Annotated in this window: 26 protein-coding genes; 15 read left to right on the top strand and 11 right to left on the bottom strand. The window is 58.6% G+C overall.

Going from position 1 to position 23,796, the window contains the following annotated elements:
• Positions 1–92: 92 nt before the first annotated feature.
• The 3 genes from tehA (at position 93) to SP68_RS11510 (ending at position 2,623) form a co-directional block, all read left to right on the top strand.
• On the top strand, positions 93–1,097 hold the full coding sequence (tehA, locus tag SP68_RS11500) for a dicarboxylate transporter/tellurite-resistance protein TehA (RefSeq protein WP_008804667.1): 1,005 nt from the start codon (positions 93–95) through the stop codon (positions 1,095–1,097).
• Positions 1,094–1,690: a tellurite resistance methyltransferase TehB gene (gene tehB, locus SP68_RS11505; RefSeq protein ID WP_040968577.1), complete on the top strand. Its 597-nt coding sequence runs from the start codon at positions 1,094–1,096 to the stop codon at positions 1,688–1,690. The genes tehA and tehB overlap by 4 nt, the downstream gene beginning before the upstream one ends.
• A 264-nt stretch (positions 1,691–1,954) precedes the next feature.
• Positions 1,955–2,623 carry a DUF3313 domain-containing protein gene (locus tag SP68_RS11510; RefSeq protein WP_004143788.1) on the top strand — a complete coding sequence of 223 codons (669 nt, stop codon included), beginning with the start codon at positions 1,955–1,957 and terminating at the stop codon, positions 2,621–2,623.
• 46 nt (positions 2,624–2,669) lie between these two features.
• On the opposite strand, the gene SP68_RS11515 is transcribed toward SP68_RS11510, so the two are convergent.
• Positions 2,670–3,566, bottom strand: a complete 897-nt coding sequence (locus tag SP68_RS11515; protein WP_012968061.1) for a DMT family transporter — start codon at positions 3,564–3,566, stop codon at positions 2,670–2,672.
• 181 nt (positions 3,567–3,747) lie between these two features.
• Between SP68_RS11515 and SP68_RS11520 the strand changes: the two genes are divergently transcribed.
• Positions 3,748–4,617, top strand: a complete 870-nt coding sequence (locus SP68_RS11520; RefSeq protein WP_008804671.1) for a helix-turn-helix domain-containing protein — start codon at positions 3,748–3,750, stop codon at positions 4,615–4,617.
• Here SP68_RS11520 and SP68_RS11525 read toward each other — a convergent pair.
• On the bottom strand, positions 4,594–5,760 hold the full coding sequence (locus SP68_RS11525; RefSeq protein ID WP_016161181.1) for a benzoate/H(+) symporter BenE family transporter: 1,167 nt from the start codon (positions 5,758–5,760) through the stop codon (positions 4,594–4,596). The two genes, SP68_RS11520 and SP68_RS11525, sit on opposite strands and share 24 nt — an antisense overlap.
• A gap of 173 nt (positions 5,761–5,933) precedes the next feature.
• On the opposite strand from SP68_RS11525, the gene SP68_RS11530 reads away from it, so the two are divergent.
• Positions 5,934–6,503, top strand: a complete 570-nt coding sequence (locus tag SP68_RS11530; protein WP_008804673.1) for a helix-turn-helix domain-containing protein — start codon at positions 5,934–5,936, stop codon at positions 6,501–6,503.
• Positions 6,504–6,513: 10 nt separating this feature from the next.
• On the opposite strand, the gene SP68_RS26390 is transcribed toward SP68_RS11530, so the two are convergent.
• On the bottom strand, positions 6,514–6,681 hold the full coding sequence (locus SP68_RS26390) for a hypothetical protein (RefSeq protein WP_012541552.1): 168 nt from the start codon (positions 6,679–6,681) through the stop codon (positions 6,514–6,516).
• A gap of 33 nt (positions 6,682–6,714) precedes the next feature.
• On the opposite strand from SP68_RS26390, the gene SP68_RS11535 reads away from it, so the two are divergent.
• Complete coding sequence (locus tag SP68_RS11535) at positions 6,715–8,676, top strand: peptidase U32 family protein (RefSeq protein WP_012541553.1); 1,962 nt, start codon at positions 6,715–6,717, stop codon at positions 8,674–8,676.
• A gap of 12 nt (positions 8,677–8,688) precedes the next feature.
• Here SP68_RS11535 and SP68_RS11540 read toward each other — a convergent pair whose 3' ends face one another.
• The 5 genes from SP68_RS11540 to SP68_RS11560 form a co-directional block, all read right to left on the bottom strand.
• Positions 8,689–8,922, bottom strand: a complete 234-nt coding sequence (locus SP68_RS11540) for a DUF2554 family protein (protein WP_012541554.1) — start codon at positions 8,920–8,922, stop codon at positions 8,689–8,691.
• A gap of 150 nt (positions 8,923–9,072) precedes the next feature.
• Complete coding sequence (locus SP68_RS11545; protein ID WP_023322727.1) at positions 9,073–9,378, bottom strand: hypothetical protein; 306 nt, start codon at positions 9,376–9,378, stop codon at positions 9,073–9,075.
• Between the two features lie 96 nt (positions 9,379–9,474).
• A complete protein-coding gene (locus SP68_RS11550) occupies positions 9,475–9,600 on the bottom strand; it encodes a DUF2474 domain-containing protein (protein WP_002907461.1) in 126 nt (41 codons plus the stop codon).
• Positions 9,600–10,610 carry a cytochrome d ubiquinol oxidase subunit II gene (gene cydB / locus SP68_RS11555; protein WP_012968067.1) on the bottom strand — a complete coding sequence of 337 codons (1,011 nt, stop codon included), beginning with the start codon at positions 10,608–10,610 and terminating at the stop codon, positions 9,600–9,602. Before cydB ends, SP68_RS11550 begins: the two co-directional genes overlap by 1 nt.
• Positions 10,610–12,007, bottom strand: a complete 1,398-nt coding sequence (locus SP68_RS11560; RefSeq protein WP_008804678.1) for a cytochrome ubiquinol oxidase subunit I — start codon at positions 12,005–12,007, stop codon at positions 10,610–10,612. The genes cydB and SP68_RS11560 overlap by 1 nt, the downstream gene beginning before the upstream one ends.
• Positions 12,008–12,688: 681 nt before the next feature.
• Between SP68_RS11560 and SP68_RS11565 the strand changes: the two genes are divergently transcribed.
• The 6 genes from SP68_RS11565 (at position 12,689) to patD (ending at position 19,759) form a co-directional block, all read left to right on the top strand.
• Positions 12,689–14,101 (top strand): aminotransferase-like domain-containing protein, encoded by a 1,413-nt coding sequence (locus SP68_RS11565; RefSeq protein WP_040968576.1) that lies wholly within the window; start codon positions 12,689–12,691, stop codon positions 14,099–14,101.
• Between the two features lie 305 nt (positions 14,102–14,406).
• Positions 14,407–15,552, top strand: a complete 1,146-nt coding sequence (gene ydcS / locus SP68_RS11570) for a putative ABC transporter substrate-binding protein YdcS (protein WP_008804680.1) — start codon at positions 14,407–14,409, stop codon at positions 15,550–15,552.
• Between the two features lie 16 nt (positions 15,553–15,568).
• Complete coding sequence (locus SP68_RS11575; protein WP_008804681.1) at positions 15,569–16,582, top strand: ABC transporter ATP-binding protein; 1,014 nt, start codon at positions 15,569–15,571, stop codon at positions 16,580–16,582.
• 1 nt (position 16,583) lies between these two features.
• Positions 16,584–17,513 (top strand): ABC transporter permease, encoded by a 930-nt coding sequence (locus SP68_RS11580; protein WP_012541559.1) that lies wholly within the window; start codon positions 16,584–16,586, stop codon positions 17,511–17,513.
• On the top strand, positions 17,503–18,309 hold the full coding sequence (locus SP68_RS11585; RefSeq protein ID WP_008804683.1) for an ABC transporter permease: 807 nt from the start codon (positions 17,503–17,505) through the stop codon (positions 18,307–18,309). Before SP68_RS11580 ends, SP68_RS11585 begins: the two co-directional genes overlap by 11 nt.
• 22 nt (positions 18,310–18,331) lie before the next feature.
• Positions 18,332–19,759, top strand: a complete 1,428-nt coding sequence (gene patD / locus SP68_RS11590; RefSeq protein ID WP_040968575.1) for an aminobutyraldehyde dehydrogenase — start codon at positions 18,332–18,334, stop codon at positions 19,757–19,759.
• 331 nt (positions 19,760–20,090) lie between these two features.
• On the opposite strand, the gene SP68_RS27380 is transcribed toward patD, so the two are convergent.
• Positions 20,091–20,213: a small membrane protein gene (locus SP68_RS27380; RefSeq protein ID WP_004175940.1), complete on the bottom strand. Its 123-nt coding sequence runs from the start codon at positions 20,211–20,213 to the stop codon at positions 20,091–20,093.
• A gap of 492 nt (positions 20,214–20,705) precedes the next feature.
• Between SP68_RS27380 and SP68_RS11595 the strand changes: the two genes are divergently transcribed.
• Entirely contained in the window at positions 20,706–20,957 is a 252-nt protein-coding gene (locus tag SP68_RS11595) for a hypothetical protein (protein ID WP_016161176.1), read from the top strand.
• 52 nt (positions 20,958–21,009) lie between these two features.
• Here SP68_RS11595 and yncL read toward each other — a convergent pair whose 3' ends face one another.
• A complete protein-coding gene (yncL, locus tag SP68_RS11600) occupies positions 21,010–21,102 on the bottom strand; it encodes a stress response membrane protein YncL (protein ID WP_012968073.1) in 93 nt (30 codons plus the stop codon).
• Between the two features lie 195 nt (positions 21,103–21,297).
• Between yncL and SP68_RS11605 the strand changes: the two genes are divergently transcribed.
• Both SP68_RS11605 and SP68_RS11610 read left to right on the top strand, forming a co-directional pair.
• On the top strand, positions 21,298–21,471 hold the full coding sequence (locus SP68_RS11605) for a GhoT/OrtT family toxin (protein ID WP_008804686.1): 174 nt from the start codon (positions 21,298–21,300) through the stop codon (positions 21,469–21,471).
• An 88-nt stretch (positions 21,472–21,559) separates the two neighbouring features.
• Positions 21,560–22,309, top strand: a complete 750-nt coding sequence (locus SP68_RS11610; RefSeq protein ID WP_008804687.1) for an alpha/beta fold hydrolase — start codon at positions 21,560–21,562, stop codon at positions 22,307–22,309.
• 12 nt (positions 22,310–22,321) lie between these two features.
• Here the strand turns inward: SP68_RS11610 and SP68_RS11615 are convergent, their stop codons facing one another.
• Positions 22,322–23,755: an aldehyde dehydrogenase gene (locus SP68_RS11615; RefSeq protein ID WP_039103649.1), complete on the bottom strand. Its 1,434-nt coding sequence runs from the start codon at positions 23,753–23,755 to the stop codon at positions 22,322–22,324.
• Between the last annotated feature and the right edge of the window lie 41 nt (positions 23,756–23,796).

The raw sequence follows: 23,796 nt of genomic DNA on the forward strand, positions 1-23,796 counted from the left end.
TGGTTAACATAAACATAGCAAAGATCGCCGTAGCGCGCGGGATAAGGTTCCTTTAAAATGCAACTTCAAATTAAATTGATATCATCAACAAAATGAAGAGCAAGCAAACGCCGCGGCAGGCGCTGAACCTGCCGGCAGGCTATTTTGGTATGGTGCTCGGCACCATCGGAATGGGCTTCGCCTGGCGCTACGCCAGCACGCTCTGGCCGGTTAGCCGCAGCATCGGCGATGGTCTGGTGATGCTGGCGATCGCGATGTGGGCTCTGCTCAGCATGGCGTTTATCAGCCGGGCAATTCGCTTTCCGGCGAGCGTGCTACGGGAGATGCGTCATCCGGTCAGCAGCAGCTTTGTCAGCCTGTTTCCGGCCACCACGCTGCTGGTGGCGATCGGGCTGGTGCCCTGGTGGCGACCGCTGGCGCTGGGATTGTTTGTGCCGGGGGTGGCGCTGCAGCTTGCCTATGCCGCCTGGCAAAGTGGCGGCTTGTGGCGGGGGACGCATCCTCACGAGGCCACCACGCCGGGGCTCTATCTGCCCACGGTGGCCAATAATTTCATTAGCGCGATGGCCTGCGGCGCGCTGGGATTTACCGACGCCGGGCTGGTGTTCCTCGGCGCCGGGGTCTTCTCCTGGTTGAGCCTCGAGCCGGCGATCCTCCAGCGTCTGCGCAGCGCGGGCGAGCTGCCGACGCCGCTGCGCACCTCGCTGGGGATCCAACTGGCGCCTGCGCTGGTGGCCTGCAGCGCCTGGCTCAGCGTCAACGGTGGGGAAGCGGATACCTTCGCGAAGCTGCTGTTTGGTTACGGCCTGCTGCAGCTACTGTTCATGCTGCGCCTGATGCCCTGGTATCTTCGCCAGCCGTTCAATGCTTCCTTCTGGAGCTTCTCGTTCGGTATTTCCGCGCTGGCCACTACCGGCCTGCATCTCGGCCAGGCCAGGGCGGACGGCTTTTTTCACCATCTGGCAATGCCGCTGTTTATTTTTAGCAATCTGGTTGTCGGCCTGCTGTTACTGCGCACAATTTTGCTGTTGGTGAGCGGGAAACTGCTGGTACAGGTCGACCGGGAAACACTCCTGAATAAGAAGGAAGGATCATGACAACGCGTGACGCGGATTATTTTAGTGAAAAATATGGCCTGACACGCACCCATTCCGAGGTGCTGCATGCTGCGACAGTGGTGCCGCCGGGGCGGGCGCTGGATCTGGGCTGTGGCAACGGGCGTAACAGCCTTTATCTGGCGGCGAACGGCTTCACGGTGACGGCGTGGGATAAAAATCCGGTGAGCATCAATAATCTGGAAAGTATTCGCGCTGCCGAGGCGCTGGAAAATCTCCGAACCGCGGTAACAGACCTCAATAGCCTGACCTTTGACGGGGAGTATGACCTGATCCTCTCCACCGTGGTGATGATGTTCCTGGAGCCTGACACCATCCCGGGCCTGATCGCCAATATGCAGCACTGCACCGCCGCCGGCGGCTATAACCTGATTGTGGCGGCAATGGATACCGAAGATTATCCCTGCACCGTCGGCTTCCCGTTTGCCTTTAAACCCGATGAGCTTCGTGATTATTACCAGGGCTGGGAGCTGCTGAAATACAATGAGGACGTCGGCGAGCTGCATCGCACCGACGCCAACGGCAATCGCGTCAAACTGCGCTTCGCCACCCTGTTGGCGCGCAAGCCTGCCTGATACGCGGCGGCGTGGGGAATCAGGACGTTGCCCGCGCCGCGTAGTAAGGTGAAGAGCAGGGAAAATAAGTGAGGAAGTCACCGTATAAAAGAGGGATAAAAAGCAGCCTTCTGCCTGTTTTAAGTGATTATTTAATAACGTAATGTTCATCCTATCAATATTTATAAATCTTCCTTGACGAAGCCCTTTTTTTGTCACAAAACTAGTGGGTCCTATTTGCTATAACGTCTGCCGAAAAAAAACTGCATTTACAGGGATCTCTCTATGCGTACTCGCGTTTTACTGAAAGTCGCCGCTCTGGCGGGAATATTGGCGTTGACCGGCTGTGCGGCGAAAGTGGCGCAACCGAATCAGTATTCGGGCTTCTTAAAAGATTATTCCAGTTTGAAAGAAACGACCTCTGCCTCCGGCAAGCCGGAGCTGCGCTGGATCGATCCGAACTTCAATCCAGCCAACTATGACAATATCGTTTATCACCCGGTGACCTACTATCCGGTACCGAAGCCGACCACCCAGGTAGGGGAAAAGGCGCTGCAGGATATTCTTAACTACACCAACAAAGAGCTGAAACAGGCTATTTCCGAGCGTAAACCGCTGGCCACTACCGCCGGCAAGCGCAGCCTCATCTTCCGCGGGGCGATCACCGGGGTGGATTCCAGCAAAGAGGGGCTGCAGTTCTATGAAGTGATCCCGGTCGCTATGATTGTCGCCGGCACCCAGGCCGCCACCGGCCATCGTACCATGGACACCGATCTGTACTTTGAGGCGGAGGTCATTGACGCCAGCACCAATAAGCCGGTCATCAAGGTCGTTCGTAAAGGGGAAGGCAAAACCCTGGCGAATGAGAATACGCCACTGACCGTCGATACTCTGAAGCAGGTGATCGATGATATGGCGGTCGACGCCGTCAAATTCGATCCCTCTCAGCGTTAATCGTGCCAGCGCCGTCTGACGACGGCGCTGTTTCTCTTCTGTCTCCTCAGGCCAGCCTTCGGCGCAGCAGCAGCTGTTCCGGTTTGGCAAACATTACCAGGTTACCCAACAGGATCAGCGCCAGCCCGATCACGGCGTTGCTGTGCCAGATATACCCTTCATAGACGGTGGAAATGGATAATGCGACCAGCGGAAACAGCAGCGTACTGTAGGCGGCTTTGCTGGCGCCAATGCGCCCCACCAGAGTGAAATAGGCCCCAAAGGCAATGACCGAACCGAACAGCGCCAGGTAAAGCAGGGCGCCGAGGTAGCTGACGGTCCACTCCGGCATAAAATTATCGCCACGTAGCAGGGCGATCGCGCCCATCACCAGCGTCCCGTAGAGCATCGCCCAACTGTTGGTGGTGAGGGTTTCCAGCCCTCGCCGCTGGTGGCGAATGCTGAACATATTGCCCAGTGAAAAGCCGTAGGTGCCCAGGGCGCTCAGACCGATCCCCCACAGCAGCGAGGCGTTTAGCCCATTGGCCAGCAGGTCATCCCAGAACAGGGTGACGATACCGGCGAGGCCCAGTGCGGCGGCGGCCCAGAAGCGGCCCGGCGGCTGCTGGCGAAAAAAAAGAAAGCTGTTAATGGCGTTAAACAGTACGGCCATGGAAAAGATCACCGATTCCAGACCGGTGTTGATCCAGGCCGCGGCGGTATAAAAACACCAGAAATTAAAGCAGAAGACGCAGCAGCCCTGCAGCAGGCAGCAAAAGTGATCTTTCGCGCCCAGCGGCCGTAGCCGTCGCGTGACAAGCAGAATCGTCAGCATCGTGATGCTGGCCACGGCAAAGCGCCAAAAAATGGATACCGGCGCCGCCACCGGCCCTTGTTGTAAAAAAATCGCAATCCACGTTGTCCCCCAGATCACGACAACGAGTGCATAAAGTAATGCGTTCACCCTGACTCTCCTCTGCTTGTTGAAGGGAGGAGTATGCCGCCTGTCGCAACCGGCAGCTTTCACCCGCTTGTTGTCGGCTTGCAAATTCTTGCGCTTATTTGTCATTCGCCTGCGGTGAGGACTGGAAACCGCGCCGGAGTCTCCCTAGACTAGAGCTTTTACGGGCAGATGCGTGAAGGCAATGGGTTACGGGACGTTTGAAACATTACGGCGACAGAACGCGGTGCTGCGGGGCACGGTGGAGCTGAATTCCGGAATTCAACTGGCCGCCTGGTACAACAATTGCGACACCGTGACGGTGCGCAGCGATCACCATACGTTGAGCCTGTACGTCGCCGATGGCTATGAAAGCTATCAAAAGACGCCGCACGGCTGGAAAAATGGCGGCGGCCCGGATCGCTTTTGTCTGATGCCGAAAGGCGATGAGAGCGTCTGGGATATCCGCGGCGATCTGTCTTTTGTGCATCTCTACTGTACCGATGAGCACCTGCGCCGCGTCGGCGAAGAGGTGTGGGATCGTAGCCCGGCAAACTTCACCCTGCAGGAAAAAACCTTCGCCAGCGATGACAAAATTACCGCGGTGTACCGCCAGTTTTTACTGGCCAATGACTGGCGACAGCCGGCGAACCAGTTGACCCTCAGCGCCGCCAGCAGCTTACTGCTCACCCATCTGATCCAGCACTACTCCACCGTGCAGTGGCGTTTGCCGACGGTCACCGGAGGGCTGGCGCCGGGCGTGAAGCGTCACGTGCTGGCCTGGATCGATGCCCACCTCGATCAGCCGCTGACCCTGGCCGACCTGGCGCAGCAGGCGGGACTCAGTGAGTTCCATTTTGCCCGCATGTTCCGCCAGTCGTTGAATATGGCCCCGCATCAATATGTGATGCAGCAGCGAATGGCCAGGGCGCAAAATCTGCTCTGCCACAGCGCGCTGCCGTTAACGGAGATTGCGCTGGCCTGCGGCTTCAGCTCCGCCAGCCATTTCAGCCATCGGGTGAAAGCGGCCACCGGCCTGACGCCGTCCCAGCTAAGGGCGGCGCAGCGCGGATAACACGCCATAGCTTACCCCACCAAGCACCACGCCCCAGAAGGCCGAACCAATTCCCGCCAGCGTCACGCCGCTGGCGGTGACCAGAAAGGTCAGTACTGCCGCATCGCGTTCACTGGCCTGATGTACCGCCTGAAACAGGCTGCCGCCGATGGTGCCGAGCAGCGCCAGGCCGGCCAGCATCTGGATCCACGCCGCGGGTAAAGCCGACATCAGAGCGGTGATCGACCCGCCGAACAGACCCGCCAGCAGATAAAAACCGCCTGCGGCCATGGCCGCCAGCCAGCGCTGTTGCGGATCCGGGTGCGCCTCCGGACTCTGGCAAATCGCAGCGGTGATCGCCGCGATGCAGATGGAGTAGACCCCAAACGGCGCCAGCAACAACGCCAGACCTCCACAGGCGACGAGCAGTGCCGATACCGGTACAGTGTAGCCGGATGCCTGCAGCGTGGCGAACCCGGGGGCGTTCTGCGAGGCCATGGTGACGAGGAAAAACGGCAGGCCGACACTGAGCAGCAGCGCCGGGGTAAACTGCGGCGCGATCCACTCCGGTGCCGCGAAGGCCAGCGGTACGGCCGTCCTGGCGACGTCCCCGGAGGCCGCCGCGATCAGCGCCCCCACCACCAGCGCGGCGACTACCGCGAAGCGGGGCCACAGCGCTTTACAGAGAAGCCAGGCGGCGAGCATGCCGCCGCACAGCAGCAGATGGTCCTGTAAGCCGGCGAAGGCCTGCAAACCGAAACGCAGCAGGATCCCGGCCAGCATCGCGGCGGCCAGTGAATGGGGAATGATCTTCATCAGCCGGGCAAACAGGCCCGTCACGCCGCAAAGGACGATCAGCGCGTTGGCGAAGATAAACACCCCCACGGCCTCGGCGAGGGTGACTCCCTGTAGACCGCTGACCAGCAGCGCGGCGCCCGGCGTTGACCAGGCGGTGAGCACAGGAACTTTACGCCAGCCGCTCAGCGCAAGGGTGCTGATACCCATGGCGAGGCCAAGGGCCGTCATCCAGCCGGCGATCTGCCCGGGGGTAGCGCCAGCAGACGCAGCAGCCTGCCAGATAATGGCGGCTGAACTGGCGTAGCCCACCAGTACAGCGACGAAACCCGCCAACAGAGTGGGAAGAGGAAGGGTAAACGAGCGCATAGGATTCTCTTGTGCGTTATAACATACAAATACTCTATCACTGTGCGTTATAACGCACAAGGTGCGGATGTGGAGAGCGTAAGACACCTGTTCTCACGGTGATATGCCGAGAAACGCCCTGTAGAATCAGGCAAATGGGGATATACTCTTGCCTGTACAAGTCAGGAGGTAGGATGAATATTGCGCAACATCTGGCGGCAACGCTCAAAACCCTGCGCCAGCAGCGTGGCTGGAGTCTCTCGCGTCTGGCAGAAGAGACGGGGGTGTCGAAAGCCATGCTGGGGCAGATTGAGCGTAATGAATCGAGCCCGACGGTGGCGACGCTGTGGAAGATTGCCACCGGGCTGAACGTGCCGTTTTCGGCGTTTATCGTTCCGGACGCCAGCGCAGCGCCTTCCGCTTTTGATCCGCAGCAGCAGGCGATGGTGGTGACCCCGGTCTTCCCGTGGGACCCGGAGCTGCGCTTTGACCATTTTTCGATAACCCTTGCCCCCGGCGCGTTGAGCGAATCGACGCCGCATGAGAAAGGGGTGATTGAACATGTGGTGGTGATTAGCGGCGCCCTGGATCTCTGTTTACAGGGGGAGTGGCATTTACTGCAGCCAGGGGAGGGACGGCGCTTCGCCGGCGATGAGGCGCATGCGTATCGTAACCGCGGCGTTCAGGCGGCCCATTTCCATTCTCTTATCCATTATCCAAAAGAAAAAACCGCGGGCGAACCCGCGGCCAGACAAGATGACTGATGATAACCACTCACAACGTGACGAGGAAAATCCGGAATACGAGATGACAGTACGCTGCGCGAGGATGTGAAGGAACTATCTTTTCCGTCAATACTTTGCTGAAAAATGAAAATTCGTCGTCGCGCGACGGTGGAAAAGGTTTTCGTCTGTGCCCGGTTCTGACTACAATAGCCGCCATTTCGACCCCCTTATACTGGATAACAACACGCGTATGCGCCTGCACAATCATCGTCTTGAACTTCTTAGTCCTGCCCGCGACGCCGGTATCGCTCGCGAAGCGATCCTCCACGGCGCCGACGCCGTTTATATCGGTGGGCCTGACTTTGGCGCTCGTCACAATGCCAGCAACAGCCTGAGCGACATCGCCGGTCTGGTGCCTTTTGCCCATCGCTATGGCGCCAAAATCTTTGTCACGCTGAACACCATTCTGCATGATGATGAGCTGGAGCCGGCGCAGCGGCTGATTACCGATCTTTATGAGGCGGGCGTTGACGCGCTGATTGTGCAGGATATGGGGATCATGGAGCTGGATCTGCCGCCGATTGAGCTGCACGCCAGCACCCAGTGTGATATCCGCAGCGTGGAAAAAGCGAAATTTCTCTCCGACGCCGGCTTCAGCCAGATCGTGCTGGCGCGTGAACTGAATCTCAGTCAGATCAAAGCTATTTATGACCATACCGACGCCACCATTGAATTCTTTATTCATGGCGCGCTGTGCGTGGCCTATTCCGGGCAGTGCAACATTTCGCACGCCCAGACCGGACGAAGCGCCAACCGGGGCGACTGCTCGCAGGCTTGCCGCCTGCCGTATACCCTGAAAGACGATCAGGGACGGGTGGTGGCCTATGAAAAACATCTCCTGTCGATGAAGGACAACGATCAGACCGCCAACCTGGCGGCGCTGATCGACGCCGGGGTACGTTCCTTCAAAATTGAAGGCCGTTACAAAGACATGAGTTATGTGAAAAATATCACTGCGCACTACCGTCAAATGCTGGATGCCATTATCGAAGACCGCGGCGATCTGGCGCGCGCCTCGGCAGGGCGCACCGAGCACTTCTTCATTCCCTCTACCGATAAAACCTTCCATCGCGGCAGTACCGACTACTTCGTCAATGCCCGCAAAGGCGATATCGGCGCGTTTGATTCGCCGAAATTTATCGGGCTGCCGGTGGGCGAAGTCTTGAAGGTGGGGAAAGACCATCTTGATGTCGAAGTGAGCGAACCGTTAACCAACGGCGATGGCCTTAACGTGATGATCAAGCGTGAAGTGGTGGGCTTCCGTGCCAATACGGTGGAGAAAACCGGCGAAAATCGCTATCGGGTGTGGCCGAACGAGATGCCGGCGGATCTGCACAAAGCGCGTCCGCACCAGGCGCTCAACCGTAACCTCGATCACAACTGGCAGCAGGCGCTTCTGAAGACTTCCAGCGAACGCCGCATCGCCGTGGACGTTACGCTGAGCGGCTGGCAGGAACAGCTGGTTCTGACCATGACCTGTGAAGATGGCGTCAGCGTGACCCATACTCTCGACGGAGCGTTCGCCGAAGCCAATCAGGCAGAAAAAGCGCTGGCCAATTTGCGTGACGGCGTCACAAAACTGGGGCAGACCATTTACTACCCACGCGACGTGCAGGTCAACCTGCCGCCACTGTTTGTCCCCAACAGTCTGCTCAACCAGCTGCGTCGTGAAACGGCTGAAATGCTGGACGAAGCGCGCCTCAACGCCTGGCAACGCGGCACCCGCAAGCCGGTCTCCGTACCGCCGCCGGTCTATCCGGAGACCCATCTCTCCTTCCTCGCCAACGTCTATAACCATAAGGCGCGGGCCTTTTACCAGCGCTATGGCGTGCAGCTGATTGACGCCGCCTATGAAGCGCACGAAGAGAAGGGCGATGTGCCGGTGATGATCACCAAACACTGCCTGCGGTTTGCGTTTAATCTTTGTCCGAAACAGGCGAAAGGCTCCATCAAGAGCTGGAAAGCCACGCCGATGCAGCTGATCCACGGCGATGAAGTGCTGACCCTGAAGTTTGACTGTCGCCCGTGCGAAATGCATGTCGTCGGGAAGATTAAAAACCACATCCTCAAAATGCCGCTTCCCGGGAGCATCGTCGCCTCCGTCAGCCCGGATGAGCTGATGAAGACCCTGCCGAAGCGCAAAGGAGCCTGATCCAGCGCGACGCTACGGGCAATGCGGCGCCCGCGGTTTGCGGGCATCCTGCCAGCGGTGATGCTCGTTCAGATCGGCGGCGGCCTCCTCGCACTGGCTGCGAAGCTCGTCGCTGTCCGCCTCGTGCAGCAGCTGCTGTTCGAGGCTCTGCACCGGAAAGTAATCGTGCCCCTGGCGGTGGGCCAGCAGATGTCCTGAAAACAGCGCGCACAGCAACAGCAGCGCGCTCATGCTTCTCCTCAACATACCTTTACTCTGCGAATCAATGGGGTGGGCTTACTATGCCAGGCGTTGTGCAGGTTTTTTTCTCGGCTTCTCAAAGAAGGGCAAGAGTTTGTCAATGTCAGCTGAAAGAAGGTGAAAAAAAGCCTGGCGCAGAAGGCCAGGCCTGAGGGGTTATGCTTTTGGCGGCAGCGGTTTCCCGCTGTGCTCGCCGCCTTTTGGCGGCTGCTTGCCGTCACGCTGCGGCTGCTTGCCACCATGCTGCGGCTGTTTGCCATCATGCTGCGGCTGTTTGCCATCTCGTTGTGGCTGCTTGCCGTTGTGTTGCGCTTGCTTACCATCGTGTTGGCCGTTTTTCGCCAGCGGTTTACCCTGATGCTGCGCGCCTTTTTCTGCCGGCGGTGGCGGGTTGTCGGCAGCGAACGCCCATGACGATATTCCCAGCGTCATCACGGCGGACAGTAAAGCTAACTTCTTCATAGCAATATCCTTTCTTCTGATGTGTCCGCGTATTTCAGCAGGCAAAAGTGAAGACAAGATGGAGAAGTCCAGATTCGGATTGCTCTGCATCCTGGTTCAAACTTTAAGGCCTGCTGCCGTCATCAGCAGGCGAAACAGCAGGCTGATGGCGGCCAGCGTCAGTACGCTGCCTCCCCAGAGCGCGATCAGCCACAGCAGACGTTTAGGCCAGGCAGTATGCATCAGTGATATCCCTCCCCGGGCTGAACTTTGCCGCGGAACACGTAATAGCTCCAGCAGGTGTAGCCAAGAATGACCGGAATAATCAGCAGTGCGCCCACCAGCATAAAGCCCTGGCTTTGCGGGGGAGCGGCAGCCTGCCACAGCGTGATGGCCGGCGGGATAATATGCGGCCAGATGCTGATCCCCAGTCCGCTAAAGCCGAGAAAGACCAGGCCCAGCGTCAGCGTGAAGGGCGAAACATGGCGGTCGCGCTGATGCAGCGTACGCCACAGCCAGCCGCTGATGAGGATCACCAGCAGCGGCACCGGCAGCAGGAAATAGAGATTCGGCAGGCTGAACCAGCGGGCGGCAATTGCCGGGTGCGCCAGCGGAGTCCACAGGCTGATGACGGCAAACACCGCCAGCAGGGCAACCAGCAGCTGCCGCGATGCGCTTCGCATGCGCTGCTGCAGCGCGCCTTCGCTTTTCATCACCAGCCAGGTGGCGCCGAGCAGCGCATAGGCCACGCACAGCCCGAGTCCGCAAAACAGGCTGAACGGGGTCAGCCAGTCAAACATGCCGCCGCTGAAGCTTCGGCCGCTGACCGGGAAACCGTTGATCACCGCCCCGACCACCACGCCCTGGCTGAAGGTCGCCAGCAGGGAACCGCCAAAAAAGGCACGGTCCCAGAAGGGGCGGTGCGACGGCGTGGCCTGGAAGCGAAACTCAAAGGCGACGCCGCGAAAAATCAGGCCGATCAGCATCAGGGTCAGGGGGATCGACAGGGCGTCGATTATCACCGCGTAGGCGAGGGGAAAAGCGCCAAACAGACCAGCGCCGCCCAGTACCAGCCAGGTCTCATTGCCATCCCACACCGGGGCGACGCTGTTGACCATTACGTCGCGCTCGGTGCTGCCCCGTACTGTGCCGAACAGCATCCCGATGCCCAGATCAAAGCCATCCATGACAATGTACATCAGCGTGGCAAAGACGATAATCACGAACCAAATCACCGATAATTCGATACCCATTAGCGGGACTCCTTCTGCAGATAACCTTCAGTGGCGGCGGACAGCGGGCGGGCTGGCGTACCGGTTGTCGCGGGCTGCACCTCCTGCGGCCCCTTGCGGATCAGGCGCAGCATATAGCTGTAGCCGACGCCGAAGACGGCGCTGTAGACCACGATAAAGGTCAATAAACTGACCGACATATGCAGATCGCCGTGGGCGGAAACGGCGTCTGCAGTGCGCTGAACGCCATACACCACCCATGGCTGACGGCCCACTTCGGTGGTTACCCAGCCGGCGAGAATAGCAATCAGTCCTGAAGGGCCCATCCATAGCGCAAAGCGCAGAAATGGCCGGGAATGGTACAGTCGGCCGCCGCGACGCAGCCACAGGGCCAGTACGCCGAGCAGGAGCATTAGCATGCCAAGACCGGCCATCAGGCGAAACGACCAGAACACCACGGTTGCGTTCGGGCGATCCTCAGGAGCGAACTCCTTCAAGGCCGGCACCTGTTTATCAAGGCTGTGGGTGAGGATCAGGCTGCCCAGGGCCGGGATCTCAAGCCCGTAGCGGGTGCGCTCCTGCGCCATATCAGGCCAGCCAAACAGCAGCAACGGCGTTGCCTCGCCCGGCGGGTTTTCCCAGTGGCCCTCAATGGCGGCTATTTTCGCCGGCTGGTGTTTCAGGGTATTCAGACCATGCATATCGCCGATCAGCGCCTGGACGGGGGCGACCAGCAGCGTCATCCACAGCGCCATCGAGAACATCTTACGGATCGCCGGCGACTGATTGCCGCGCAGCAGATGCCAGGCCGCCGAGGCGCCGACAAACAGCGCGCTACTGAGAAACGCCGCCACTGTCATATGCAATAAGCGGTAGGGGAACGACGGGTTAAAGATCACTGCCAGCCAGTCGACGGGCACCACCTGGCCGTCAACGATCTCAAACCCCTGCGGGGTCTGCATCCAGCTGTTGGAGGCGAGGATCCAGAAGGTCGAGATGATGGTGCCCAGCGCCACCATGCAGGTGGCGAAAAAATGCAGCCCCGGCCCTACGCGGTTCCAGCCGAAGAGCATCACCCCGAGAAAGCCCGCTTCCAGAAAGAACGCTGTCAGGACTTCATAGGTCAGCAGGGGGCCGGTAATGCTCCCCGCGAACTGAGAGAAACCGCTCCAGTTGGTGCCGAACTGATAGGCCATCACCAGCCCGGAAACCACCCCCATGCCGAAGTTGACGGCGAAGATTTTCGACCAGAAGTGGTACAGCGAGCGCCAGGTGGGATTTTTGCTTTTTAGCCACAGACCTTCGAGTACCGCCAGGTAGCTGGCCAGCCCAATAGTAATGGCGGGAAAGATAATATGAAATGAGACCGTAAAGGCGAATTGAATTCGCGCAAGATGGAATGCATCAAGACCGAACATGCAGGACTCCACTACAAAATTGATTCAGCGCAATTTTAGGCAGGGTGGTGGCTGGGGGGCAGAGGCAGTCGCGCCATTTTTTATCATAACAGTTGGCCTCTGTTATGATTTTTCACCTCGCGTCCCAATCATCGGCCGGTACGAATAAATACCGATGGGGTGGGTCGCTTAACCAACAGACCAGCGGAGATTTGGCCGTTATCCCGGGAGCGGTTGATCGGCGGACTCGGCCGCCGGCACGGCACTGTTTCTGGCCGGAATAATATATCCCGAATATCACACGGTGCTGTATTAATTCTTGCGATAATGCACAACGAGTTTTAGCGTCATTTATTCTCACGCATTAGTATGAGAATAAGTAAAAACGCTGAGCGGGTTAATCGTAAATTAAATAATAATAAATTGTCGACTCCGTGGGTAATTTGTACTGTATGCGCTCGGGAATAAATAAAAAGGAATGCCCATGTCTGAAAAAGGATTACAGAGTTTGTGCATTACGCTCGGCGTGATGATTATCTTCTGGTTTGCGTTAATCTCACTATTCTGGGTGGTGATATTTTAAACCTATCCCGTGCTATGACGGGACGCGACTGCCGCTGCAGATATAACAGTTACAGCAAACTATGATTTTTTTATAACTGATATATGATAATGGGAGGTTATCGTACGGGGACGGCCGCAATGAAAAAGTATCAACAGCTGGCGCAACAGCTGACCGAACAGATCGCGCTTGGCGTCTGGTTGCCTGGCGATCGGCTGCCGTCGCTGCGCGAGCAGGTGATCAGCAGCGGCATGAGCTTTATGACCGTCAGCCATGCCTATCAGCTGCTGGAAAGCCAGGGGCGCATCGTCGCCCGTCCGCAGTCGGGTTATTATGTCGCCCCTCAGCCGGTGAAGCTTAGACAGCCGGCGCCGCCTGCCCAGGTGACCCGCGATGAAGCTGTCGATATCAATACCTATATCTTTGAGGTGCTACAGGCCAGCCGCCAGGCGTCGATGCTGCCCTTTGCCTCGGCCTTTCCGGACCCGCGTCTCTTCCCGCTGCAGCAGCTTAACCGCTCGCTGGCGCAGGTGAGCAAAACCGCCACCGCCATGAGCGTCATTGAGAACCTGCCGCCGGGCAATGCGGAGTTGCGGCACGCCATTGCCCGACGCTATGCCCTGCAGGGGATGAACATCTCGCCGGACGAGATCGTGATTACCGCCGGGGCGCTGGAGGCGCTTAACCTCAGTCTGCAGGCAGTGACCGAGCCGGGCGACTGGGTGGTGGTGGAAAACCCCTGTTTCTACGGCGCCCTGCAGGCGCTGGAGAGGCTGCGCCTGAAGGCGCTGTCGGTGGCGACCGACGTCAAAGAGGGCATTGACCTGACGGCGCTGGAAGCGGCCCTGCAAAATTACCCGGTCAAGGCCTGCTGGTTAATGACCAACGGGCAGAACCCGCTCGGCTTTACGCTTAGTGCCGAAAAAAAAGCGGCGCTGGTGGCGCTGCTGGCGCGCTATAACGTGATGCTGATAGAAGATGATGTCTACAGCGAGCTTTACTTTGGTCGCGAGAAACCGCTCCCGGCGAAATACTGGGACCATCAGGATATGACGCTGCACTGCAGCTCGTTTTCAAAATGTCTGGTGCCCGGGTTTCGTATCGGCTGGGTGGCGGCCGGCAAACAGGCGCGGCGGATCCAGCAACTGCAGCTGATGAGTACGCTCTCCACCAGCTCGCCGATGCAGCTAGCCCTGGTGGATTATCTGTCCACCAAGCGCTATGACGCCCACCTGCGCCGTTTGCGCCGCCAGCTGGCGGAGCGTAAACAGCTGGCCTGGCAGGCGCTGCTGCGCCATCTGCCGCCGGAGGTTATCGTCCACCACAGCGACAGCGGCTACTTTCTGTGGATTGAACTGCCGGAAGGGGCCGACGCCAGTGAGCTAAGCGCCCGGGCGCTGGCCTCGCACATCAGCATTGCCCCAGGAAAAATGTTCTCCACCTCCGCCAGCTGGACCTCGTTTTTCCGTTTTAATACCGCCTGGGGCTGGGGGGAACGCGAAGAGCAGGGGGTGAGGCGGTTGGGTGAACTTATTAGTGAGCAGCTTACCTGACGACTCAGGCTATTTTCCGTCGCCATCAACTCTCGGGAAAAATAAACGAGGGTGAGTTTTTATTGAGGCCGGTCATTATTTTACCGGCGCTCATCATAGGAAATACGCATACCCCTCCTTTTTCTCTAACTCGTTGTCTATAATCCATAAAGTCCTGCTTGTGTTGGCGATTTTTGCGTAATGCGTCCCGGGTCACAACCTGAATAAATTCCCCAGGGGGCGTTAATCCGCTGACTACCCTTATTTCAGGAGATATTTTTACGGCACGGCTGCCGCTAATTACCTTGTGACAGGAGTAACACCTGATGAGCAAAAAATTTGCCCGTTGCAGCCTTTATGTGCTGAGCATGGCCTGTTTGACCGTGCAGGCGGCAGAGCCACTCACCTCGCTGGATAAACCGGAAGGGCGGCTCGATATTATTGCCTGGCCGGGGTATATCGAACGCGGCCAGACAGACAAGCAGTACGACTGGGTCACCCAGTTTGAAAAAGAGACCGGGTGTCAGGTTAATGTCAAAACCGCCGCTACCTCTGACGAGATGGTCAGCCTGATGGCCAAGGGGGGCTACGATCTGGTGACCGCGTCGGGCGATGCCTCGCTGCGTCTGATCATGGGCAAACGCGTTCAGCCGATTAATACCGCGCTGATTGCCGGCTGGCGCACCCTCGATCCACGCATTGCGCAAGGGGCATGGTTTAACGTCGGCGGTAAAGCCTACGGCACGCCGTATCAGTGGGGGCCGAACCTGCTGATGTACAACACCCGTGTATTCCCGACGCCGCCGGACAGCTGGAGCGTGGTCTTCGTTAAACAGAACCTGCCGGACGGCAAAACCAATCAGGGACGCGTGCAGGCCTATGATGGCCCGATCTATATCGCTGACGCCGCGCTGTTTGTCAAAGCCACCCAGCCGCAGCTGGGGATCGAAGATCCCTATCAACTGACCGAAACCCAGTATAACGCGGTGCTGAAAGTACTGCGCGACCAGCAGCCGCTGATCCATCGCTACTGGCATGACGCCACCGTACAGATGAACGACTTCAAAAACGAAGGGGTGGCCGCCTCCAGCTCGTGGCCCTATCAGGCCAACGGCCTGAAGGCTGAAGGCCAGCCCATCGCCACCGTGTTTCCGAAGGAGGGGGTGACCGGCTGGGCGGATACCACCATGTTGCACAGCGAAGCGAAGCATCCGGTCTGCGCCTACAAATGGATGAACTGGTCGCTCACGCCGAAGGTGCAGGGCGATGTGGCGGCGTGGTTCGGCTCGCTCCCGGTGGTGCCAGAGGGGTGTAAAGCCAGCGCGCTGCTCGGTGACAAAGGCTGTGAAACCAACGGCTATGACCAGTTTACCCGGATCCATTTCTGGAAAACGCCGGTTGCCGAAGGCGGGAAATACGTACCCTACAGCAGATGGACTCAGGACTATATTGCGATAATGGGCGGCCGCTAAGGACGGGAGGCAGACAATGACGTACGCGGTCGAGTTTCAGAATGTATCGCGCCTGTACGGCGATGTGCGGGCCGTAGATGGGGTTAGCATAGGCATTCGCGATGGGGAATTTTTCTCGATGCTGGGGCCCTCCGGTTCGGGTAAAACCACCTGCCTGCGGCTGATTGCCGGTTTCGAGCAGCTCTCCGGCGGCACCATCCGTATTTTCGGTCAGCCGGCCAGCGAACTGCCGCCCTGGCAGCGGGATGTGAATACGGTGTTCCAGGACTATGCGCTGTTTCCCCATATGTCGATCCTCGACAACGTCGCCTACGGCCTGATGGTCAAAGGCATGGCGAAGAAAGCGCGCCATGCCCGCGCCCAGGAAGCGCTGGAAAAGGTGGCCCTTGGCTTTGCTCATCATCGTAAGCCTTCTCAGCTCTCCGGCGGCCAGCGGCAGCGGGTCGCTATTGCCCGGGCGCTGGTGAACCAGCCGCGGGTGCTGCTGCTCGATGAGCCGCTGGGTGCGCTGGATTTGAAGCTGCGCGAGCAGATGCAGGTGGAGCTGAAAAAGCTGCAGCAGTCGCTGGGGATAACTTTTATCTTCGTGACCCACGACCAGAGCGAAGCGTTGTCGATGTCAGACCGCGTGGCGGTGTTTAACAATGGGCGCATCGAACAGGTGGATGCGCCGCAGGATCTCTATCTGCATCCGAAGACCGCGTTTGTCGCTGGCTTTGTCGGCACCGCCAACGTTTTTGAAGCCGAGGCGGCCCGGCGATTGTGCGGCATGCCGGGTAGCTGGTCGCTGCGTCCGGAGCATGTTCGCCTGCAGGGCGGCGGCGAGGTTCAGGTTCAGGGCGTAGTGCAGGCGGTACAGTATCAGGGGGCGGCGACGCGGATTGAGCTCAGGCTGGCGGAGGGGGACAAGCTGCTGGTCAGCCAGGCGAATATCGATGGCGCGGCGGCAGCCAGCGCCCCGCGAATGGGGCAAACGGTGCTGGCGTCATGGTCGCGGTCGGCGATGACCCCGCTGGAAAGCGGAGGCTGAGATGACCATGGCGATGATTCCTGCGCAGGCCGGGCGCGTATCCGGGATCTTCTGGCGTCGGCCAGCATTGGGCCTGTTTTTACTGCTGCTCGGGCCGCTGATGTGGTTTGGTATCGTCTATCTGGGATCGCTCCTGACCCTGCTGTGGCAGAGTATTTATACCTTTGACGACTTCACCATGTCGGTGACCAGCGACTTTACGCTGGCCAACCTGCGGGCGCTGTTCAATCCCGCCAATTACGACATTATTGTCCGTACCCTGGTAATGGCGCTGAGTGTGACGCTCGCCAGCGCCATGCTGGCGCTGCCGATGGCCTGGTACATGGCTCGCTATACCAGCGGCAAAATGAAGGCTTTCTTTTATATTGCGGTGATGCTGCCGATGTGGGCCAGCTATATCGTCAAAGCCTACGCGTGGGTACTGCTGCTGGCCAAAGATGGTGTGGCGCAGTGGTTTCTGGGCCATCTTGGACTGGAAGGGGCGCTGAATGCGCTTCTGACCGTCCCGGCGATCGGCGGCAACACCTTGTCCACCTCCGGGCTGGGACGCTTTCTGGTGTTCGTCTACATCTGGCTGCCGTTTATGATCCTGCCGGTGCAGGCGGCGCTGGAGCGCATTCCGGGCTCCTTGCTGCAGGCGTCGGCCGATCTTGGCGCCGGGCCACGACAGACCTTCCGCTATGTGGTTCTGCCGCTGGCTATCCCTGGTATTGCCGCCGGATCGATTTTCACCTTCTCGCTGACGCTGGGCGACTTTATCGTGCCGCAGCTGGTCGGGCCGCCGGGGTACTTTATCGGCAACATGGTCTACTCGCAGCAGGGGGCGATAGGCAATATGCCGATGGCGGCGGCGTTCACCCTCGTGCCGATCGTGCTGATTGCCCTTTATCTGGCGTTCGTGAAACGTCTGGGAGCCTTCGATGCACTCTGAACGCGCACCCTGGTATCTGCAACTGGCGACCTGGGGCGGCGTGGTGTTCCTCCACTTCCCGCTGCTGATCATTGCCATCTATGCTTTTAATACGGAGGATGCGGCCTTCAGCTTTCCGCCGCAGGGGCTGACGCTACGCTGGTTTAGCGAGGCAGCAGGGCGTAGCGATATTCTCGAATCTGTGACGTTGTCACTTAAAATTGCCGCCCTGTCGACGGCCATTGCCTTAGTACTTGGCACGCTGGCTGCAGGTGCCCTGTGGCGCAGCACTTTTTTTGGTAAGAATGCGGTATCGCTACTGCTGCTGTTACCGATCGCCCTGCCGGGGATCATTACCGGCCTGGCGCTGCTGACGGCGTTTAAAGCCGTCGGTCTCGAGCCGGGGCTACTGACCATTGTGGTGGGGCACGCGACCTTTTGTGTGGTGGTGGTCTTTAACAACGTCATTGCCCGCTTTCGTCGGACCTCGTGGAGCCTGGTGGAAGCCTCGATGGACCTGGGCGCGACCGGCTGGCAGACCTTTCGCTACGTGGTGTTGCCCAATCTGGGATCGGCGCTGCTGGCGGGGGGAATGCTGGCCTTCGCCCTGTCGTTTGATGAAATTATCGTCACCACTTTTACCGCGGGGCATGAGCGAACATTGCCGCTGTGGTTACTGAATCAGCTGGGGCGGCCGCGCGATGTGCCCGTCACCAACGTTGTCGCGCTGTTGGTGATGCTGGTAACGACGATACCAATCTTAGGGGCCTGGTGGCTCACCCGCGACGGCGATAACGACGCCGGAAACGGGAAATAAAACCATGAAACAGGATAATGCTATGCAACACAACCTTTTGATAAACGGTAAGTTAGTGGCAGGTGAAGGCGAAAAGGTGCCGGTATACAACCCTGCGACCGGCGATGTGATCCTGGAGATTGCCGAAGCGACAGCGGCCCAGGTCGATGCCGCCGTTGAGGCGGCGGATCGGGCGTTCGATGCCTGGAGCCAGACAACGCCGAAAACGCGCTCGGAATGCTTGCTGAAGCTGGCGGACGCTATCGCGGCGCAGGCGGAGACCCTGGCGCAGCTGGAGTCGCTGAACTGTGGCAAGCCGTTGCACTGCGTGATTAACGATGAGATGCCGGCCATTGCGGACGTCTTCCGCTTCTTCGCCGGCGCCGCCCGCTGCCTGCCGGGAATGGCCGCCGGAGAGTATCTCGAAGGGCATACCTCAATGATCCGCCGTGACCCGGTGGGCGTGGTGGCTTCCATTGCTCCGTGGAACTATCCCCTGATGATGGCGGCCTGGAAGCTGGCCCCGGCGCTGGCGGCAGGCAACTGCGTGGTGATAAAACCCTCGGAGATCACCCCCCTGACGGCGCTAAAGCTGGCGGAGCTGGCAAAAGATATCTTCCCCGAAGGGGTGATCAACGTGCTGTTTGGCCGCGGCAAAACGGTAGGCGACCCGCTGACCTCGCATGCCAAAGTGCGAATGGTGTCGCTGACCGGGTCGATTGCCACCGGGGCCCATATCATCAGCCATACCGCCTCGTCGATCAAACGCACCCACATGGAGCTGGGCGGCAAGGCGCCGGTCATTGTTTTTGACGACGCGGATATCGATGCGGTAGTCGACGGGGTACGAACCTTCGGCTTTTATAACGCCGGCCAGGACTGCACGGCTGCCTGCCGGATCTACGCTCAGCAGGGTATTTACGACCAACTGGTGGAGAAACTTGGGGCGGCGGTGGCCAGCCTGAAAATGGGCGCGCCAGAGGATGCCTCTACCGAGCTGGGACCGCTGAGCTCGCTGGTGCATCTTGAAAGGGTTAGTGCCGCAGTGGAAGCCGCAAAGGCACTGCCGCATATTAAAGTGGTCACCGGCGGTCGCCGGGCTGACGGCGCGGGCTATTACTTCCAGCCGACGCTGCTTGCCGGCGCCCGGCAGGAAGACGCCATTGTGCAGCGCGAAGTGTTTGGCCCGGTGGTCAGCGTGACGCCTTTCAGCGATGAAGCACAGGCCCTGAGCTGGGCGAATGATTCCCAGTATGGTCTGGCGTCCTCAGTATGGACGAAAGATGTAGGCCGTGCCCACCGGCTTAGTGCCAGGCTGCAGTATGGCTGCACCTGGGTCAACACCCACTTTATGCTGGTGAGTGAAATGCCGCACGGCGGCCAGAAACTGTCGGGCTACGGAAAGGACATGTCGATGTATGGCCTTGAGGATTACACGGTGGTCCGCCATGTCATGGTTAAGCATGGCTAAAGCATTGACCCTTTAGTGGCTGGCGATGATTGCGCGACGGTTGTGTTAGTTCGCTAATAGTCACAATGGCAAAAATTGTCAAAACTCTGCGAGGGGGATATGAGATTATTCTGATGCCCCTTCAAGAGCTAAGCCAATGTGAGTGCCGGAGATAAGCGCCGGATGGGGTCCGCCAGTCACCCTGGGCGCGTCGCGCCCGGCGGGTGAGGCGACAGCGTCGCGGTTCGCGACCGTATACTGGCCTCTGCCTGTTGGCAGGGGCTTTTTTATACCCGCCGCATCGCGGGATGAAGACCGAATGACCATCAGGAAACGCATCGCTGGCCGCCATTCAGCGCTTGGTTTTTTTGCTCGGTAAACTGGCGCTACGACGGTCACGAATATAGGAAATAAGATTATACACCGCCGCGACCAGCAGGATCAGCGCGATGACCAGCGTGATGATTCCGGACATATCCACCTCGAAATATAAAAAGCGCCCTGGCGCCAAAACATTACTAATAGTTATGAATGTAAGTATTATCTGAATGGAAGGCAAATGATATTTGTTGTCATTTAGCGCTATTTTTGGCGATTAACCGCGAGATCCACAATGAAGGGGTTATGTAACAACGGCTTGTAGCGGCCTTTTATCGTATTAAGATGGAGGCCCTGCGCGGAATATCGCATTTTTGGTGAATGCGGCGACAATCTTTTCCCCCTGAGAACGGAGACATATTATCTTTATCAGACCGATGGAATTGCCCTGAACCGAAATTATTTCACGACTATAAATAAGGATTTAATATTTGCTGTTATTGCATGATATTTGTTCTGAATATTAAATATTCCGTGAGTCCGGCCAAAATGCGGGCTGCAGGCGGGTTGCGGGTGCTCCCGGGTTTGACTTTCCGTCGCTGCTCATGCGATCATTTAGCGCATATTAGGTTTTAACGTTGATGTCGTTGTGAAAATTTTGGCTTTTATTCTGCTGGCTATCGGCGCTGTGACGCTGAGCTATGGTAACGCCCCGGCAAAACGCATTCAGGGCTGTGAGAGCGCGGGAGTGGGGCAGGCCGTCTGCGCTGCCGCCGAATGGGATAGCGAACAGATGAATTTTCTGCCGCACTATAACCCGGAGCTTAATAAGGTTATTGCGGCAGGCCAGGCAGCACCTGTCGCTTATAACCTTTATAATATTGCCCGTGTTCGCGCGTAAAAAAGCAGCCCCTGGGGGCTGCTTTTTTAGGTTTCGTTGCTGAGTAAAATCATTAAAACCAGCCAAATCTCACGGACAGCAGGCTGATAAGTACGCACGCGGCGCAGACATTAATCAGAATGACGGTTTTGCTGGAGACATCCATAACGCCACCTTAATGAGTAAGTCCATAAAGGTATAGTACGGCACCTGCGGTTGCGCTATCGGATTAAGACGAATCAGGCTTTATTCTCAATATTCAGCCCGTTTCAGAATTTGTTATACAGGTATCTCTGAATCACGACGTCATGGCAGATAATCATCCCACCATGGAACGCCCCTCAGGGAAGGAAGAGTAAGAATGACGTTATATCAAAAAATGCTGGTGTTTTACGCCATTATGGGCGTGATATGCGCCGTGATTAGCTGGTTTTTGACCAAAGAGAGCCGGGTGATCCGCCTGCTGGCGGCCCTGTTGATCGGCGCCACCTGGCCGTTCAGCTTTCCGATGGCGCTGCTCGTCTCGCTGTTTTAACCCTCAGATGCCGGACGGCAGAAAAGGGTGGCGGAAAGGGTAAGGTTACTGTATAAAAAACCAGTAACCTTATCATGGAGGCATACAGGTGAACGGTTTCTTTTCTTCCGTCGCAGGCGCCACGCTGCGTTGGCTCGATCTTCCGGGAGATGGCCTCCCGGTGGTGTTTATCCACGGTCTCGGCTGTGCGTCATCCTACGATTATCCCCGCGTCGCCAGCGATCCTGCGCTGAACGGACGGCGTAAAATACTCATCGATCTGCCAGGCTTCGGCTACAGCGATAAACCGCACGACTTTAGTTACAACATACATATTCAGGCGCGGGTCGTGGAGCAGCTACTTAACCACCTGCGTCTGCAGCGCTTCGCGCTGTTCGGTCATAGCATGGGAGGAAGCATCGCCATCGAAGCGGCGGGGCTGTTGGGCGAGCGCGTGACCACGCTGCTGGTCTCTGAACCCAATCTGTTTGCCGGCGGCGGTGAGTACAGCAGGCGCATTGCGGCGCAGACAGAGGCGGCCTTTATTGCCGAAGGCTATGCCAGAATGCTGGCTGAGGAGCGCTCGCCATGGGCTGGCTGTTTGCAAAACAGCGCGCCCTGGGCCGTCTGGCGGGCCGCCAGCAGCCTGATGCGTGGCAGCGATACCCCCTGGTTTACTCAGCTCTGCCAGCTGCACTGTCAAAAAAGGCTCATCGTCGGTGAGCTCTCCCTGCCTTATGCCGATATTGACCTGGCTGAGGCGCAAGGGATCCCGGTCGGGATTGTGCCCCGCGGGGGGCACTCGATGGCGTGGGAGAATCCGCAAGGGCTGGCGCAGATCATTGCCAGCCAGGGTTAAAAGAATACCGGCTCAGAAAGGGAGTTCGCGGGGCTGGGTCTGGAGTGTTATCCAGCGCAGCTCGGTGAATTCCGCGATGCCGGCCCGACCCCCAAAGCGGCCATAGCCCGAGGCTTTGCAGCCGCCAAACGGCATTTGCGCTTCATCATGCACCGTTGGGCCATTGATATGGCAAATGCCCGTTTGCAGACGTTGCGCCACGTTCCACGCTCTGGCGCTGTCGCGGCTGTAGACCGCAGCGGAAAGACCGTATTCACTGTCGTTGGCTACCGTCAGCGCCTCTTCTTCATTCTTAACCCGAATAATCGCTTTTACCGGGCCGAAGGACTCTTCGTTCCACAGCCGCATCTCGCGGGTCACGCCGTCCAGCAAGGTCGGCGCCATGTGGGTATCGCTGGCTTTACCACCGGTTAGCAGGCGAGCGCCTTTGGCTAACGCATCGTCGATTAAGGCGTTGCAGCGGATGATGGTGTTCATATCAACCACCGGCCCCGTCAGGCTGGCGGGCAGGGCGGCGGCGCGCCTGGCCAGCAGCGGGATAAACACCTCTGCTACGGCGTTGTCGACAATAATGCGCTCGGTGGACATGCAGATCTGGCCGGCGTTGGCGAAGGCGCCAAAAACCGCGCCCGCCGCCGCTTGCTCGATATCAGCATCGTCCAGCACCAGCAGCGGCGCTTTACCGCCGAGCTCCAGCACCGCTGGTTTAAGATATTGCCCGCAGGTGCGGGCGATAATCCGCCCCACCGGCGTGGATCCGGTAAAGTTAACGCGCCGCACCGCCGGGTGGGCGATCAGCGATTCCACCAGCGCCGGCGCATCTTCAGGCGCACAGGTAAGATAGTTCACCACCCCCGGTGGGAAGCCCGCCGCGTCAAGGGCGTCGATAATCAGTCCCTGAGTGGCCGGCGACAGCTCCGCGCCCTTGAGGATCACTGCGTTGCCGCAGGCCAGCGGCGTTGCCAGCGCCCGGGTAGCCAGAATCAGCGGTGCGTTCCACGGCGCCATGCCCAGTACCACCCCCGCCCCCTGGCGGACGCCCATCGCCAGGTTGCCCGGCACGTTGGAAGGAATAATTTGCCCTTCAATTTGGGTGGTCAGCGCCGCCGCTTCGCGCAGGATATCGGCCGCCAGATGAACGTTAAAGCCGGCCCAGTGCGCGGTCGCGCCGGTCTCCGCCGCCATGGCGGCGATAAATTTAGCCTCCCGCAACAGCATATGTTCCGCCGCGTCGAGCAGTAAACGGCGTCGTTCCGCCGGAGAGGTATCACGCCACAGCGGGAAGGCTTTGGCCGCGGCTTCGACGCAGCGTTTGCCGTCGGCGAGACTGGCGGCCGCAGCCACCGAGGCGACGTCGTCGTGGGCCGGGTGGCGTCGGGTAAAGGTGCGGCGGCCTTCGGCATCGTGCCACTGGCCGTCAATGTACAGATTGCAGGTGATTGTCATGGTGGAAACCTCTTGTTCTGCGGTTCCCCCAGTGTACCGGG

It is taken from the genome of Klebsiella variicola (assembly GCF_000828055.2).
GTDB classification, from domain to species: Bacteria; Pseudomonadota; Gammaproteobacteria; order Enterobacterales; family Enterobacteriaceae; genus Klebsiella; species Klebsiella variicola.

What these genes read in the sequence shown, in the direction of transcription:
- SP68_RS11550 (WP_002907461.1), bottom strand. Translation starts at nt 9,600, where the DNA reads ATGCATACTGCCTGGCCTAAACGTCTGCTGTGGCTGATCGCGCTCTGG.
- SP68_RS11530 (WP_008804673.1), top strand. Translation starts at nt 5,934, where the DNA reads ATGAATATTGCGCAACATCTGGCGGCAACGCTCAAAACCCTGCGCCAG.
- SP68_RS11565 (WP_040968576.1), top strand. Translation starts at nt 12,689, where the DNA reads ATGAAAAAGTATCAACAGCTGGCGCAACAGCTGACCGAACAGATCGCG.
- yncL (WP_012968073.1), bottom strand. Translation starts at nt 21,102, where the DNA reads ATGGATGTCTCCAGCAAAACCGTCATTCTGATTAATGTCTGCGCCGCG.
- cydB (WP_012968067.1), bottom strand. Translation starts at nt 10,610, where the DNA reads ATGGGTATCGAATTATCGGTGATTTGGTTCGTGATTATCGTCTTTGCC.
- SP68_RS11540 (WP_012541554.1), bottom strand. Translation starts at nt 8,922, where the DNA reads ATGTTGAGGAGAAGCATGAGCGCGCTGCTGTTGCTGTGCGCGCTGTTT.
- SP68_RS11510 (WP_004143788.1), top strand. Translation starts at nt 1,955, where the DNA reads ATGCGTACTCGCGTTTTACTGAAAGTCGCCGCTCTGGCGGGAATATTG.
- patD (WP_040968575.1), top strand. Translation starts at nt 18,332, where the DNA reads ATGCAACACAACCTTTTGATAAACGGTAAGTTAGTGGCAGGTGAAGGC.
- SP68_RS11520 (WP_008804671.1), top strand. Translation starts at nt 3,748, where the DNA reads ATGGGTTACGGGACGTTTGAAACATTACGGCGACAGAACGCGGTGCTG.
- SP68_RS11605 (WP_008804686.1), top strand. Translation starts at nt 21,298, where the DNA reads ATGACGTTATATCAAAAAATGCTGGTGTTTTACGCCATTATGGGCGTG.
- SP68_RS11545 (WP_023322727.1), bottom strand. Translation starts at nt 9,378, where the DNA reads ATGAAGAAGTTAGCTTTACTGTCCGCCGTGATGACGCTGGGAATATCG.
- tehB (WP_040968577.1), top strand. Translation starts at nt 1,094, where the DNA reads ATGACAACGCGTGACGCGGATTATTTTAGTGAAAAATATGGCCTGACA.
- SP68_RS11585 (WP_008804683.1), top strand. Translation starts at nt 17,503, where the DNA reads ATGCACTCTGAACGCGCACCCTGGTATCTGCAACTGGCGACCTGGGGC.
- SP68_RS26390 (WP_012541552.1), bottom strand. Translation starts at nt 6,681, where the DNA reads ATGGCGGCTATTGTAGTCAGAACCGGGCACAGACGAAAACCTTTTCCA.
- SP68_RS11560 (WP_008804678.1), bottom strand. Translation starts at nt 12,007, where the DNA reads ATGTTCGGTCTTGATGCATTCCATCTTGCGCGAATTCAATTCGCCTTT.
- SP68_RS27380 (WP_004175940.1), bottom strand. Translation starts at nt 20,213, where the DNA reads ATGTCCGGAATCATCACGCTGGTCATCGCGCTGATCCTGCTGGTCGCG.
- SP68_RS11615 (WP_039103649.1), bottom strand. Translation starts at nt 23,755, where the DNA reads ATGACAATCACCTGCAATCTGTACATTGACGGCCAGTGGCACGATGCC.
- tehA (WP_008804667.1), top strand. Translation starts at nt 93, where the DNA reads ATGAAGAGCAAGCAAACGCCGCGGCAGGCGCTGAACCTGCCGGCAGGC.
- SP68_RS11575 (WP_008804681.1), top strand. Translation starts at nt 15,569, where the DNA reads ATGACGTACGCGGTCGAGTTTCAGAATGTATCGCGCCTGTACGGCGAT.
- ydcS (WP_008804680.1), top strand. Translation starts at nt 14,407, where the DNA reads ATGAGCAAAAAATTTGCCCGTTGCAGCCTTTATGTGCTGAGCATGGCC.
- SP68_RS11525 (WP_016161181.1), bottom strand. Translation starts at nt 5,760, where the DNA reads ATGCGCTCGTTTACCCTTCCTCTTCCCACTCTGTTGGCGGGTTTCGTC.
- SP68_RS11580 (WP_012541559.1), top strand. Translation starts at nt 16,584, where the DNA reads ATGACCATGGCGATGATTCCTGCGCAGGCCGGGCGCGTATCCGGGATC.
- SP68_RS11535 (WP_012541553.1), top strand. Translation starts at nt 6,715, where the DNA reads ATGCGCCTGCACAATCATCGTCTTGAACTTCTTAGTCCTGCCCGCGAC.